The sequence below is a fragment of the Aquirufa sp. OSTEICH-129A genome, from assembly GCF_054558355.1.
In genome coordinates this window covers 1-14337 of sequence record NZ_JBPXKC010000007.1, presented here as the reverse complement: position 1 = coordinate 14337, position 14337 = coordinate 1, and the positions used below count along the sequence as shown (strand labels likewise).

Sequence of the window (14337 nt, the reverse complement as noted above, 5' to 3'; positions counted from 1 at the left end):
ATGTTAGTTAAGGGCCGTTGCCAGCCCTATGTATGTTTACTCTAGGGTGATTTCTAATGCTAAACCACGTAATTCATGAATCAATACATTGAATGACTCCGGAATATTTGGTTTTGGCATATTTTCACCTTTTACGATGGCTTCGTATGCTTTAGCACGGCCGATAACGTCATCGGATTTAACAGTCAAAATCTCTTGCAAGATATTCGCTGCTCCGAAGGCCTCAAGCGCCCATACCTCCATCTCACCGAAACGCTGACCTCCAAATTGAGCTTTACCACCCAATGGTTGTTGCGTAATCAATGAGTATGGTCCAATCGAACGAGCGTGCATCTTATCATCCACTAAGTGGCCCAATTTCAGCATGTAAATGATACCTACTGTTACTGGTTGATCAAATTTATCACCCGTCAAACCATTGTATAAATACGTACGGCCCCAATCTGGTAAACCAGCTAGAGTCAACTCAGCAGCTACTTCAGCCTCAGTTCCACCGTCAAAGATTGGTGTCGCATAGCGCTTACCTAATTTTTGTCCAGCCCAACCTAATACCGTTTCGTAAATCTGACCTAAGTTCATACGAGAAGGTACTCCAAGTGGATTCAATACGATATCTACTGGTGTTCCATCTTCCAAGAATGGCATGTCTTCCTCACGTACAATACGAGCTACAACACCCTTATTACCGTGACGACCCGCCATTTTATCTCCTACTTTCAACTTACGTTTCTTAGCTACATATACTTTCGCCAATTTCACGATACCTGCAGGTAATTCATCACCTACTTCTAACACGAAACGCTCACGCTTGAATCGACCAGCGATTTCATTACGACGAATGTTATAGTTCTTGATCAATTGTAAGAAGCGCGCATTTAATTCTGCATCAGCAGTAGCTTCTTCTACGATCAAATCAGACAGTAAATTAGCTTCCTCTGGTACTGCATAAGTGCTCTCATCGCGATACAAGTTCTTGTCAGGGAATAATAATTCTTCAATGTTTTTAGCACTGAATTTAACACCCTTCTCAACAATCACTGTTCCGAATTTGTGCTTGATTCCATTAGATGTTTTACCATTTAACAAGGCTACTGTCTTGTCAATCATGATACGACGAATGTCTAATAAATCTTTGCCGTACTGCTTCATCACTTTTTTCAACTCCGCTTTCGACTTCTCACGCTCTTCTTTATCCTTCTTAGGACGAGAGAATAACTTCGTGTCGATTACCACACCTTTTAATGATGGAGGTGCTTTCTTAGAAGCATCTTTCACATCACCTGCTTTGTCACCAAAGATGGCACGTAATAATTTTTCCTCTGGAGTTGGGTCAGATTCTCCTTTAGGAGTAATCTTACCAATTAAAATATCACCTTCTTTAACTTCAGATCCTACACGAACAACGCCGTTTTCATCCAAGTTACGAACAGTCTCTTCCGATACGTTCGGGATTTCAGAAGTTAATTCTTCTTCACCACGTTTTGTATCACGTACCTCTAATTCAAACTCTTCAATGTGAATCGAAGTAAAGATATCATCACGAACTACTTTCTCTGAGATTACAATCGCATCCTCAAAGTTGTAACCTTGCCATGGCATAAATGCCACTTTCATGTTACGTCCTAAAGCTAATTCTCCTCCTTGAGTCGCATATCCTTCACAAAGTGCTTGTCCTTTCGTAACGCGCTCTCCTTTGAAAACAATTGGCTTCAAGTTGATCGTGGTATCTTGGTTCGTTCTACGGAACTTGATCAATTTGTAGGTTTTAGAAGAACCATCAAAACTGATTAGTTTTTCATCTTCCGTTTGATCATAATTCACTACAATCTTCAATGCATCTACATACTCAATAACACCATCTCCTTCAGCTACTACTAAAGTTCTTGAGTCAATGGCCACACGGTGCTCTAAACCAGTTCCTACAATCGGAGCTTCTGGTCTTAATAAAGGTACCGCTTGACGTTGCATGTTAGATCCCATCAAGGCACGGTTAGCATCATCATGCTCCAAGAATGGAATCATAGAAGCAGCTACCGAAACAATCTGGTTAGGAGCTACGTCCATGAATTGTGCTTCGGATGGATTAACCAATGGGAAGTCACCCTCAAAACGAGCCTTAACACGATCAGATAAGAATTTACCTGACTTAATATCAATAGGAGCATTAGCTTGAACAATGTTCTTGCCATCTTCCTCCTCAGCAGTCAAATACTGAACATGGCTACTTACATCCACTTTACCGCCATCAATGACACGGTAAGGAGTTTCAATAAAGCCCATGGAATTCACTTTAGCGTGAACGCAAAGTGAGGAAATCAAACCAATGTTAGGTCCCTCAGGAGTTTCAATGGTACACAAACGACCGTAGTGCGTGTAGTGAACGTCACGAACCTCAAAACCAGCTCTTTCACGAGAAAGACCGCCTGGTCCTAGGGCAGACATACGTCTTTTGTGCGTAATCTCGGCCAATGGATTTGTTTGATCCATGAACTGAGAAAGCTGATTGGTTCCAAAGAATGAATTGATAACCGAAGACAAAGTACGAGCGTTGATCAAATCAACAGGCTTGAAATCTTCGTTATCACGTACGTTCATACGCTCCTTGATGGTACGAGCCATACGAGCAAGACCCACTCCGAACTGAGCATATAATTGCTCACCTACGGTACGAACACGACGGTTTGATAAGTGGTCAATATCATCGACTACCGCACGAGAGTTGATCAATCCGATCAAATACTTCACGATAGAAATAATATCTTCCTTCGTTAATACCTTCACATCCATTGGGATGTCATGGCCTAACTTTTTATTGATACGGTAACGACCAACCTCTCCTAAATCATAACGCTTGTCAGAGAAGAATAAGTTTTGGATGATGTCACGAGCAGTTTGCTCATCCGGTGCATCCGTGTTACGTAATTGCTTATAAATAACCTCTACAGCCTCTTTTTCAGAGTTGGAAGTATCTTTTTGTAATGTGTTATAAATGATGTTGTAGTCTGAAACGTTCACATCATCTTTATGTAGAATAACGGTAGAAGAACCTGATTCTAAAATCGTTTCTACTTCATTCTCCGTAATAACCGTATCACGCTCGATCAAGATTTCATTACGGTCAATTGAAACTACTTCACCTGTATCCTCATCTACGAAGTCTTCTTGCCAAGTTTTTAGAACCCTTGCAGCCAAACGACGACCGACGATACCTTTGATGATTTTTTTATCAACTTTGATTTCTTCAGCTAAACCAAATAAATCTAAGATGTCTTTGTCATTTCCGTAACCAATGGCACGAAGCAATACTGTTACAGGAAACTTTTTCTTACGGTCAATGTAAGCATACATGACGTTGTTTACGTCCGTAGCAAATTCAATCCAAGAACCCTTGAATGGAATAATACGAGCCGAATACAACTTCGTTCCATTCGTATGCTTCGATTGCGCGAAGAATACCCCTGGTGAACGGTGTAATTGCGATACAATAACACGCTCAGCTCCGTTGATCACAAAGGACCCACGTTCTGTCATGTAAGGAATATTTCCCAAGAAAACCTCTTGTTCGATGGTTTGGAAATCTTCGTTGTCTGTGTCATTACAGATCAATCGCAACTTGGCTTTTAAAGGCACTGAATACGTTAATCCACGGTCAATACACTCATCTACCGAATATTTCGGTGGATCTACTGAGTAATCAACAAAGGAAAGAACGAAATTTTCACGCGAATCCGCGATTGGAAAATTTTCAGCAAATACTTTAAATAAACCCTCGTCCGTGCGATTTTCAGCTGCAGTTTCAAGCTGGAAGAAATCTTGGAAGGATTGGATTTGGATATCCAGAAAATCTGGATAATTGATCACACTCTGCGTTTTCGCAAAGCTGTGTCTTCCGGTGGCAGTGATGTTACTCAAGGCTTTATACGTTTTAATTAATGTGAATAATGGCCCTAGGGGCACAAATTCTCCTCCATTTGGAAGAGATTAATCAAGCTGAACGCCTCGTAGATGAAAAGAAGTGGTGTCCCTTGACCATTTCCCTACGAAAAGAAAAGTTGTTTCGGAACCACTCTTCGGATTTGCCCAGAGGGCTTTAATCCTAAAATAGCCTGCAAAATTACTGATAATTTTCTAATAAACAATAGCTTAGCTAGAAGCCTCCACAAAAAAATACTATTCTTGCCAAAATGATGATCAGTTTCATGTGGAAAAATAAAGTTCATTACTACCTACGCTTCATATTAGGAATGACTAGGTCCGAAATGCTAGGAACGCTTTGCCTATTCATTTGTTTAGTCCTGGCGGATTTGACCGCTCGCTGGATTGAATATGCTAGTCGGCAACAAGTCATGGCAACCTTTCAACCGACCTATTGGACAAAAACTTTGATTGAAATGGAAAAAGCAAATCAAGAATCCTATTCTAAAAAGAAGCAATTCTCCACTTTTCCAGTAAATAAATTTTCTAGCTTTTCAAATACGGATTACCCTCATGAATTCAAAAAAGGAAAAAAGCAAAATTGGCAAATCGATATCAACGAAGCGGATTCTTTAGCATGGATTGCCTTGCCAGGGATAGGTCCGGCCTTTGCCAAAAGAATCATTGCTTACCGGGAAAAATTGGGGGGATTTTATCAAGTTTCCCAATTGAAGGAAATTTATGGCTTGGATAGTAGCTGGGTCAATGAGCATCAAAAGCACTTTCAACTAGGGAAAGGTGTTTATCGATATTTGCTGATTAATAGGGCGGAATGGAAGGAATTTAGACATCCTTATTTGCCATACCGACAAGCGAATTTGGTTTTGAACTACCGCAAGCAACATGGGCCTTTTCAAAATTGGGCAGATTTGAAAAAGGTTCAACTACTAGATGAAGCCGTATGGCAAAAGCTTAGTCCTTATCTTTCATTTGAACCTTGAAAAATATGCTGTACTTTTGTTTGAAATTTACACTTCATTAAATAAAGATATGTCAACTGGTTTTTTTAGAGTCCCCCAGCCTACAAATGAGCCCATATACGCCTACTCAGTAGGTAGTGCTGAGCGTCAAAGATTACAAGATACGCTTCAAAATCTGCGTAATACGCAAGTTGAGGTTCCGATGCGTATTCATGGGAAGTCGGTTCTAGGAGCAAAGAAAGTAGCCATGACTTGTCCACATGATCACCAGCATATTTTAGGATATTATTACGAAGGAGGAAAAAAGGAAATTTCAGATGCCATTGAATCAGCTTTATCTGCTAAAACAGCATGGGCAGCATTGACTTGGCAAGAGCGCGTTTCCATCTTTTTAAAGGCCGCTGATTTGTCGGCCAACAAATACCGCATGGAATTGAATGCCAGAACCATGTTGGGTCAATCAAAAAATGCTTACCAGGCAGAAATAGATGCTGCTTGTGAATGGGTAGATTTTCTACGCTTTAATGCCCATTTTGCAGCTCAAATTTATGCAGATCAACCGATTTCTTCACCAGGAGTTTGGAACCGATTAGAATATAGACCTTTAGAGGGTTTTGTATATGCCTTGACGCCCTTCAATTTTACGGCTATTGCGGGTAATTTACCAGCAGCTCCAGCCATGATGGGGAATACAGTAGTTTGGAAACCAGCCCCTCAGCAAATTTATTCTGCAGCCTTATTGATGCAAATATTAGAAGAAGCAGGATTGCCGGCGGGTGTTATTAATTTAGTTTTTTCCGATGGACCCGAAGCAGGGGAGGTTGTATTTTCCCACCGGGAATTTGCGGGTATCCACTTTACAGGTTCTACGAAAGTGTTTCAGACCATTTGGCAGAATATAGGAAATAATATCGCTAAATATAAATCATATCCGAGGATTGTGGGAGAAACGGGAGGCAAAGATTTTGTAGTGGCTCATCCTTCAGCAGATGTAAAGGCCTTAGTGACAGGATTGATTCGTGGAGCATTTGAATATCAAGGTCAAAAATGCTCAGCTGCTTCTAGAGCTTATGTGCCAGCATCCTTATGGTCAGCCGTGAAAAGCGAGTTGCAATCTGAACTAGCCCAGATTAAAGTAGGAGGGACAGAGGATTTTGGCAATTTTGTGAATGCAGTCATTGATCAAAAAGCATTTGATAAGATTACATCCTATATCATTGAAGCTAAAAAATCATCGGAAGTAGAATTGATTGCAGGAGGAGGCTTTGATGCTAGTCGGGGGTATTTTGTGGAGCCGACCGTCCTATTGACGAGTAATCCACATTATCGCACCATGGAAGAGGAGATTTTCGGGCCAGTATTGACGATTTATGTTTATCCAGATCAAGATTGGAAAGAGACTTTACATTTGGTGGATCAAACTTCGGCTTATGCATTAACGGGGGCAATATTCTCGCAAGATGCCTATGCTTTGTCGGAGGCAGCTAAAGCCTTGGAGCATGCAGCAGGAAATTTATATTTGAATGATAAATGTACGGGAGCGGTAGTAGGTCAGCAGCCGTTTGGTGGGGCTAGAGCCTCTGGAACAAATGATAAAGCGGGTTCTTATCTGAACTTATTGCGTTGGGTTTCTCCAAGAACAGTGAAAGAAGTGTTTTCTTCCCCGACGGATTTTCGATATCCGTTTTTGGGGTAGGTGTACAAACCTTAGACAAAATTTAAACGAAAAGGCAACCAATTATTACACAACTGTTTCTACAAATGTGTCCAAGTATTAGGGGTTTGTACAATAGCATTAGTCCCTAATTTTTTGCAAAAGGTTAATGTTTTAACATTTTTCTTTGGGTAAAATAAACAAAAAGTCCAGAAATGATTGAATAAATAAAAATATCCATAAACGCACTTTTTATGATACCATTCACTTCATAATTAGATTTTATGTCAGTGTAAACTTTTTTATATTCAGTGCTTTTGTTTACATCAATTTTAATATTATTTTCTCTTTCGATTGACTCTATTCTAGCTACCACTCCTGATGCAATTTTGTTAGCGATAATGCTAGAACGTTCAGGATCTATATATTGATAAATGAATATTTTTACGAACAAATGACATATTGCACAAAGTGTAAGGGCCAATAAACATGAAAAATAAAGAGATTTTACATTAGATATTCTTTTTTGAAAGAAATAAAAATATAAACAGAATGGAATTGAAATTTCAATGGTGATTAGACATAATTTCAATATTGTATTATTTGAATATTCAAAATCAATAAAGTATAATGTAAAGTATACTATCAAATAGTATATTATCATTAGCGTTGCAATTTTAAAATGTTCAGTTGTCATTTGAATTCTAAGATTGTTTTTTTGTTAAAAATGATTTTGTAAAGTAATAGATGACAACAACATAGGTAATGGAGATGATATATTTTGGAAGGATGTCGATTAAAGTAAATAATTGATTACCCGTAAGAATAGAGTGGTGAAGGGAAAAAACTGTAACAGCAATTCTAAAAGGGTTTGATGGAAAATAAATGTAATTACTTGAAAGATGACATAAGAAGATTATAGTTACATTTAAGGCTGTACTTTTGATTATAATTGGTAGTATATATGCTGTTAGTAAAAAAGGAAATGAAAGAATAAAAAAATGAGAAGACATAGCCCAAAAACCGTTCCTAAAATATAAATATTCATTTTTTGTTAGTAATATCCGACTTGAAAAACTATAATGGGTAAGGAAATATGATACGCTAAGTATGATGAATAGACTAATGAAAAATAGAGAATAAAGCGTAAAAAATCTCGAAACTAATAAATGGGTTGTACTTATTGGATATGTTTTGAAAAAATTTATACATGACATTTCCTTGATTGTACTATACATAAAAACAAAGCCCCAAAGAATAAAAGTTAGGTTAAAATTCATAAATAAAGCTACAAAAGCAGTATCAAAATAATTATTAATTACAGACTGTTTAAGGACAGGATTAGAAACTATAAAATAGTAACATAATAAGTATGAAATAATTAGGAAGGTAAGTGTGATAATCCAAATGGGATATAGCGAAATAATTTTCCGATATTCATTTTGAAATAATTTAAATATCATAACTGTGTACTTAAAATTTTATATGATATTCCTATTGAAAGTAATAACCAAAATCCGATGAGTAATCCATCAACCAATATTATTTCATCATTTATAAATAACTTATACTCAAACAGGCTATTAGAAGGGCTAAATTTTATAAAACTCATACTATATGTTATAATTATACAAATCAAGATGGTGTAAAATTGTTTTCTTTTCAAGAAGAATGAAATATTCAAAACAACCGCTGTAATCGAAATGGTTTTTATAAAATAATAGAAGAAATTAATTGCAATATCTAAAATTGTTAATTCTTCAAGTTCTGCTTTTATATATGGTTCGATACCGGAACTATACAAAAAATAAAATATAGTAGCATAAAACATTAACTGAAAAAAAATGGCAAAGTTGCAGATTATGAACTTTGACAAAAAATAGCTGCAATATTTTGGTGGTAGGAAAAACAAATTTCTTATGAGTAAATTTTTCTTTTCCATTTCATTTACAAGGAAAGTTAGATTACAAATTGAAATTGTTATAATGAAAAATACACGGTTGGAAAGACTAGCGCTGAAATATGTAAAAAATGTTCCGTATTGAATTATGTCTTTACTTTTTTCATACCAGCGTTCGTAAAGATTTGGTAATGAACCAAAGAAGTTAGAGATCACAATAAAAAAAAGTATTGCTTGAATTATAAAAACAATACAAATCTTCTTTTGCCAAACTACCTTTTTTAGTTCTGCAATAAAAAAATTAAATAAACTCATAAATATCTTTAGTGGTTAATCTGCTAAAAGTTATTATTTTTTCACTTAAATTATTTTTAAAGCAAAATTCTTTAATATCCAAATTCGATATTATTTTGATCTTATTCTCAAAATCAATTGTAAAATAGAGATTACCATAGCTTATTTTATCAATAGGAATATGCTCTTGAATGGTAAATAGATAATAATTATTTAGATTCTCAACTTGAATATCCAAACTAATGCATGTCTCTTTCAAAAGTACCACTCTTGAAAAAATTGATTCTACTCCTTCTAAAGAATGACTTGTTATTAGAAAAGTTGTATTCCAAGATTTTTGAAAATGCTTAATAATATTAATTACAGACTTTATATAATTCTTATCAATTGAATTGAATGGCTCGTCCCATACTACAAGTTTGGGGCAATTTATTACACTTAACGCTAATAAGAGCCTCTGTTTATATCCAGCAGAATATTTGTTTACTACTTCGTTAGCAACACTCTTTAATTCAAACAAATCAATTATTTCATCTGTTGAGAAAAAAGGGTTTTTATAGAAATTGCGTACAATTTCTATATTGTCTCTACCTGTTAAGAAATCATAAAAGGCATCATTAAAAATCATTATTCCAATTTCATGAATTATTTGACTTCTATTTTTAGAAGCTAAATCTATATCTTCGAAAAATGAATGACCTTCATCTAATTTGTAGACTCCTACGATCGATTTTAATAATGTCGTTTTTCCAGCACCATTTTTGCCTAAAAAACAAATAATTTCTCCTAGCTCTACTGACAAGTTAACATTTGATAGGATTATTTTTTTTGATTTGGATAATTTTAGATTTGATACATTGAGCATTATTGAGAAAAATTAGGGTATCAGGGCTTAGATTTGGAATTAAAAGCCCTGATACCTTGTAAGTTAATATTAACGGTAAACATCAATCCAAAAATTATTGGCCTCGGGGTTATCGCAAATTACAATAATCCATTCTACATAATGATTTCCAAAAGAAAAACTTCCAGAGTAACGTGTACAACGAACTATAACTTCTGGTAGCATTGTTTGAGCAATAGTTACTGAAGGTATTGCAAATAGAGATAATGTAATGACCGCATTTTTTAAATATTTAATTGTTTTCATGATTATATCTGTTTTAGTTACTTTTTTATTTATAAAAAAGATTATAAATAACTTCCTTTTAATAGTCAATTTTGTACCAACGATTTACAGATTGACATCCAAATTTTTCACTTAGAGTCTTTAATGGGATCTTCACATAATTAATTATGATTAAAACAAATAATCCCAATGTAAATCAGTTCATAATAAGTACTTTAATTGATTTTAATGTTGGAATTAAGTATTTACTTCCGTACTCTTTATTGGTTTTTCGGGTGACACCAAGACTTGCAAACTTGATGTAAAGCTAATGGACCTCAAAAAGTATTTTATAGGGAAAGAAGTCCTATTTTATCCAAGAAGTTGATAATTATGATCTATTGAATTAGGCTTGATTTGACTTTGAAATAAGCTTTATGTCTTAAGCCTGCTTTATTTTTTTTCTAGTTTATAGGCTGTATGCTATCGAGAGTAGAATCGACCTGCCCAATAGTGGATTACTATATGAAGAAGTGGCGTAGTCCGACAAGGTGACGAATGTTTTTTGAGTATAGTTCAATAAGTTATTTCCTCTAAGCGTGATTGACCAAGGTAATTTTTCTGGACGGTAGAGAATTGAAAAATCCAAAAAATGCAATGGATCTGCATTAGTGCTGTATTGCAAAGATTGCCAATCAAATCGATAGGCTAGTTTTTTTAATCGAAAGAATAATTGGAATTGGTTTCGGTAAGTAAAATTTTCAAACAAAGAGCTATTGTTCTCAATTACATTATAATAGGAATGAAAAATATTTTGGATGGAAAAACCTTTTAAAAAACCAGTGGAGAACCCCATTCCAAGATGAAAAGTTGAAGATTCATTGATTCTTGGTTGGGAATTGTTAATGATATTAGGAAATCGATAGGCGGAGACCTCAACTATACTTTTCAAATTAATGGTAAGAGGTTGGACAAAAAAGTTTACTTCAAGCTTAGTATTGGTCATTTCATTTGCAAGATTTAGCCAAATGTTTTTTTGTATAATATTCAAATCAGAAATTTCTTGTGACTGGTAATAATCTCCGTTCAGCTTGGAATGACTATAACTGAAATTATAGTATAGATTATGTTGAATGTTATTCCCTAAGCTAATGGACTGAGTATGTAAAATTGGGATATTGGTTAGATTTGAATCAAGCCGAATAAATCGACTATTTAAAAAAACACTATCGGTTAAAATGTAATTACGGTAGCTTGATTTATTTGATTTTGAGTTTCTATATTCTATAAATTGACCTAAAAACGGAAAACTTGTTTTAAATGAGTAGTTAAACCTTGAGGAATTATTTACGTGCTCATTATTTTCTATTCTATTTTCTTCATGATTGACGGAGAAATTATATTCCAGATTGGAAAGCTTACCTTTTAAGGTTTGAGACAGATTAATGGATTTTTCGAAATAATTGGATTGTCTGAAATTGAGTATAATCTGCTTAAGTTGATTAACATCTAATTTAGTTTCAGCAATTAAAATTTTAGGAATAAAAACGTGTATCAACTGAATTGTGTTTTTTGTCAAATGGTTCCGATGATTGATAAGTTGAAATTTATCTACTGGGTTTGATAACTTATATAAGTAATTCAAATCATAATCATTGGTATTAATGAGGCTTTGAAAGGTATATATGAGAGCAGAATTTTGGCCTATTTTGGAAGTGATAATAACATCAGCTAATTGGTCCCTCTGTTGAAAATTTTGATTTGAGTTAAAGTCTATAGCTGAATTAATTACTTGTTCCGTTGAATTCAGAAGTGATGCATCGGTATATTGGTATTTCCACTCAATAATTAAACTTGTAGAAGCTTGATATTTGGAATAAATAGAATTTAACCAATAATCCGATAAGGTTTTTTCATGGCGATTATCAGATATGCTAAAGGATTGATTTGGTAAGTTAATCGAACTAACGTTTTCTTGGATAATGGAATATTTATCTTTTAACCTAGCGCTGCTTACCTTAATTTTAAACTTATTATGAAGTTTAAAGATTGAATTGAAGTCTAATTGAAGTTGATTATTTCGATTCGTTTTTTGTAAATCCGAATTTAAAAAGGATGAACTAAAGGGAATTAATTTTTCAGGTAGAAAAGAGTAGGCGGGGTTATTAGAATTAATATTAGAAAATTCTATGCTAGTGTTATTATTTCCGATATTGTTAAATGAGCCATTGAAGATACTTTTGATTTTGGGGGTACTAATCAATGTGTTATTCTTAATTTGAAGTGCATTGACTGAGCTTTCCATGATTCCTGCATCCATACTACTGGAATTTGAAAAGGTAAATTTTTTCTTAAATTTTAAATTTATGGCGACCTCCTCAGAGCTCCCCAAGCTATTAATGATTGAATTCTCGGTAAAATGTTCAATGGCTTGAACTTCATCAATATCATCAATGGCAATGTTTTTAGTGGCTAGGCTATAATTTTGATCTAACAAGTTTTCCCCATCTAATAGCACCGTCTGTATTCTTTTGTTTTTGTATTTTATTTTGCCTGAATATTCATCCACCGTAATTCCAGGCAACCTCTTAAGTAAATCTTCAATTTTTTGATCACCGGGAAGTTTGAGTGCTTGAACCTTGTATGTTAATGTGTCTTGATTTTGATAAATAGGTTTTGCTTTTACGTAAACTTCCTCTAGTAAATAAGTAGTATCAGATTGAAGGAATATTTGTAGGGTGTTATTGATAGCCTCTTGAGCATGAAATTGATGGCGGTAGCCCTGATAGCCTAAAGAATTAACTGTTAACCAAATAGTCGTATTTCTGGGGATTTCAATAGATAGAAATCCGGACTCAATTTGGGCGAAATTGATATGGTTTTCAAGCGAATCTTCAATGATAGCTATGCCCTGAGGTATCTTTTTGCCATTCCTTGCATCCAAAATTTTGGCAGAAATTTTTGGATTTTGAGCAGGACTAGTAAAAGTTAAACCCAAAAGAACTAACACGGATATATTAAAAAGGGAATTTGAGTAATATTTCATTTGGGTCATTTTAGGCTTTTGATTATCCGATTATAATGACCTATTCGTTTAAATTCATTCCCCTTCCCAACTGTAATGCGGGATATTTGATTTCAATTTCATGGCTTTTGATGTAGTCTTCATCTCCAGGAACATGCTCTTCAGCCCTTGATTTGAGCTTGGCAATAATGTTTTTCCAAGTAGTTATATATGTTGAAACAAAATCTTGGTGAGAAATGTATTTACCATAATACTTTGTATATGAGGGAACATGGGTAATTGTGTTTTTCGAAAAATTGATGCTTTTCGTCAAAAATTTAATTTCTCCATCTGTTGAATATACTTCAAGAATTAATCCAGGTAATCCCCCAAACTTATATGGACCATTATTTACGGGTATTTTTTTTGTAAAATAGGCAATGTAGTCTCTACCTCTGAAATGTGTTTGAGCCTTTTGACAAGGATAGCCAAGAATTGATTTTATTTCCTTATTTATTCTCCATTTCATCGGATGTAATGAATCAACTACATAAAAGCGTTTTGTCATGATTGGCTCAGAATAATAGAGTTTATTTTCTTTTTTAATTTTTTCAAAAATGTAACTTCCTGGAGTCGTGACTTTCATTACAAAATCATTTGGGGTATTTTCTTTTGTTTCTTGAACTTTATAAGTTGAAAAATCATCCAATATTTTTACATCGAAATGGATAATATCACCGTTTTTGAATAGTTGATAAACTATATTTATTTCTGAATTTTGTGCTAGACATTTTATTCCAATTAGAATGGTGAAAAATAGAGTTATGACTAATGTTCTCATTTTCATTTAGAATTAAAATATTATTTGTTCATTAACATTATCAGGATAATGATCAGAAAGGATTACCCTGATAATCATCGTTTTCGTAAATTATTCCCCCAGAGCTATTGCGGCTTTTCGTGCTTCTCTGTAAGCAGCATCACAAGCATCAATAAGTGTAGTTCTACATTTTGTAACAGATATTGTACTCTCCCTATTTTCAAGCTTTATGGTGGCAGTACAACATTTGGTAAAATGTAAACTAGTACCATTGGATTTGGCTGATATGCCTGTAAGCCCAATAAGAATTGTAGCAGCCAATACTTTTGAAAGTTTTGTGTAATTTTTTGTCAAGTTCATTTGAATGGATATAAATTTTTCAATCCCTACTCTTTTCTGGTTTTTCGGGCAATACCAATGTTTGCAAACATGGTGTAAAGCTGCTGGAAAAATAAAAGAGAATAGTAGGGAAAGAAGTCCTACTTTAATCAAGAAGTTGATAATTCACCTTTCAGGCCTGGGGTAGAACCTCTGCCAAGCTACATTTTGATATTTCGAATGATTTTTCGGAATTCTATTTTGCCATGACTACCAATCTTACGGGCAATGTTTTCTCGATGTTTTTTAGTGGTATGAAGAGAGATGTCTAGATCTTGAGCAAT

11 protein-coding genes are annotated in these 14337 nt (G+C 34.6%); 2 read left to right on the top strand and 9 right to left on the bottom strand.

The genetic code is table 11. The annotated features are described in order from the left end of the window. Positions 1-36: 36 nt before the first annotated feature. Positions 37-3912 (bottom strand): DNA-directed RNA polymerase subunit beta, encoded by a 3876-nt coding sequence (rpoB, locus tag SKC36_RS11825; protein WP_459466018.1) that lies wholly within the window; start codon positions 3910-3912, stop codon positions 37-39. A 287-nt stretch (positions 3913-4199) separates the two neighbouring features. Here rpoB and SKC36_RS11820 point away from each other — a divergent pair, with 287 nt between their 5' ends. Together SKC36_RS11820 and pruA are read left to right on the top strand one after the other, a co-directional pair. Continuing rightward, positions 4200-4916 carry a ComEA family DNA-binding protein gene (locus tag SKC36_RS11820; RefSeq protein ID WP_459466017.1) on the top strand — a complete coding sequence of 239 codons (717 nt, stop codon included), beginning with the start codon at positions 4200-4202 and terminating at the stop codon, positions 4914-4916. Between the two features lie 49 nt (positions 4917-4965). After that, a complete protein-coding gene (gene pruA / locus SKC36_RS11815; RefSeq protein ID WP_459466016.1) occupies positions 4966-6591 on the top strand; it encodes an L-glutamate gamma-semialdehyde dehydrogenase in 1626 nt (541 codons plus the stop codon). A gap of 124 nt (positions 6592-6715) precedes the next feature. On the opposite strand, the gene SKC36_RS11810 is transcribed toward pruA, so the two are convergent. The 8 genes from SKC36_RS11810 to SKC36_RS11775 form a co-directional block, all read right to left on the bottom strand. Then, the gene (locus SKC36_RS11810; RefSeq protein WP_459466015.1) at positions 6716-7003 is read right to left on the bottom strand and encodes a hypothetical protein; all 288 of its coding nucleotides are present in this window, start codon (positions 7001-7003) and stop codon (positions 6716-6718) included. Positions 7004-8008: 1005 nt separating this feature from the next. Continuing rightward, on the bottom strand, positions 8009-8764 hold the full coding sequence (locus tag SKC36_RS11805; protein ID WP_459466014.1) for a hypothetical protein: 756 nt from the start codon (positions 8762-8764) through the stop codon (positions 8009-8011). Next, positions 8751-9608, bottom strand: coding sequence for an ATP-binding cassette domain-containing protein (locus tag SKC36_RS11800; RefSeq protein WP_459466013.1), 858 nt, complete (start codon positions 9606-9608; stop codon positions 8751-8753). Before SKC36_RS11800 ends, SKC36_RS11805 begins: the two co-directional genes overlap by 14 nt. 69 nt (positions 9609-9677) lie before the next feature. Continuing rightward, positions 9678-9893 (bottom strand): hypothetical protein, encoded by a 216-nt coding sequence (locus tag SKC36_RS11795; RefSeq protein ID WP_459466012.1) that lies wholly within the window; start codon positions 9891-9893, stop codon positions 9678-9680. A 427-nt stretch (positions 9894-10320) separates the two neighbouring features. Then, positions 10321-12897, bottom strand: a complete 2577-nt coding sequence (locus tag SKC36_RS11790; RefSeq protein WP_459466011.1) for a hypothetical protein — start codon at positions 12895-12897, stop codon at positions 10321-10323. Between the two features lie 40 nt (positions 12898-12937). Next, positions 12938-13696 (bottom strand): GLPGLI family protein, encoded by a 759-nt coding sequence (locus tag SKC36_RS11785; RefSeq protein WP_459466010.1) that lies wholly within the window; start codon positions 13694-13696, stop codon positions 12938-12940. A 90-nt stretch (positions 13697-13786) separates the two neighbouring features. Beyond that, entirely contained in the window at positions 13787-14167 is a 381-nt protein-coding gene (locus SKC36_RS11780; protein WP_459466009.1) for a hypothetical protein, read from the bottom strand. A gap of 47 nt (positions 14168-14214) precedes the next feature. Then, on the bottom strand, positions 14215-14337 hold the full coding sequence (locus SKC36_RS11775; protein WP_459466066.1) for a hypothetical protein: 123 nt from the start codon (positions 14335-14337) through the stop codon (positions 14215-14217).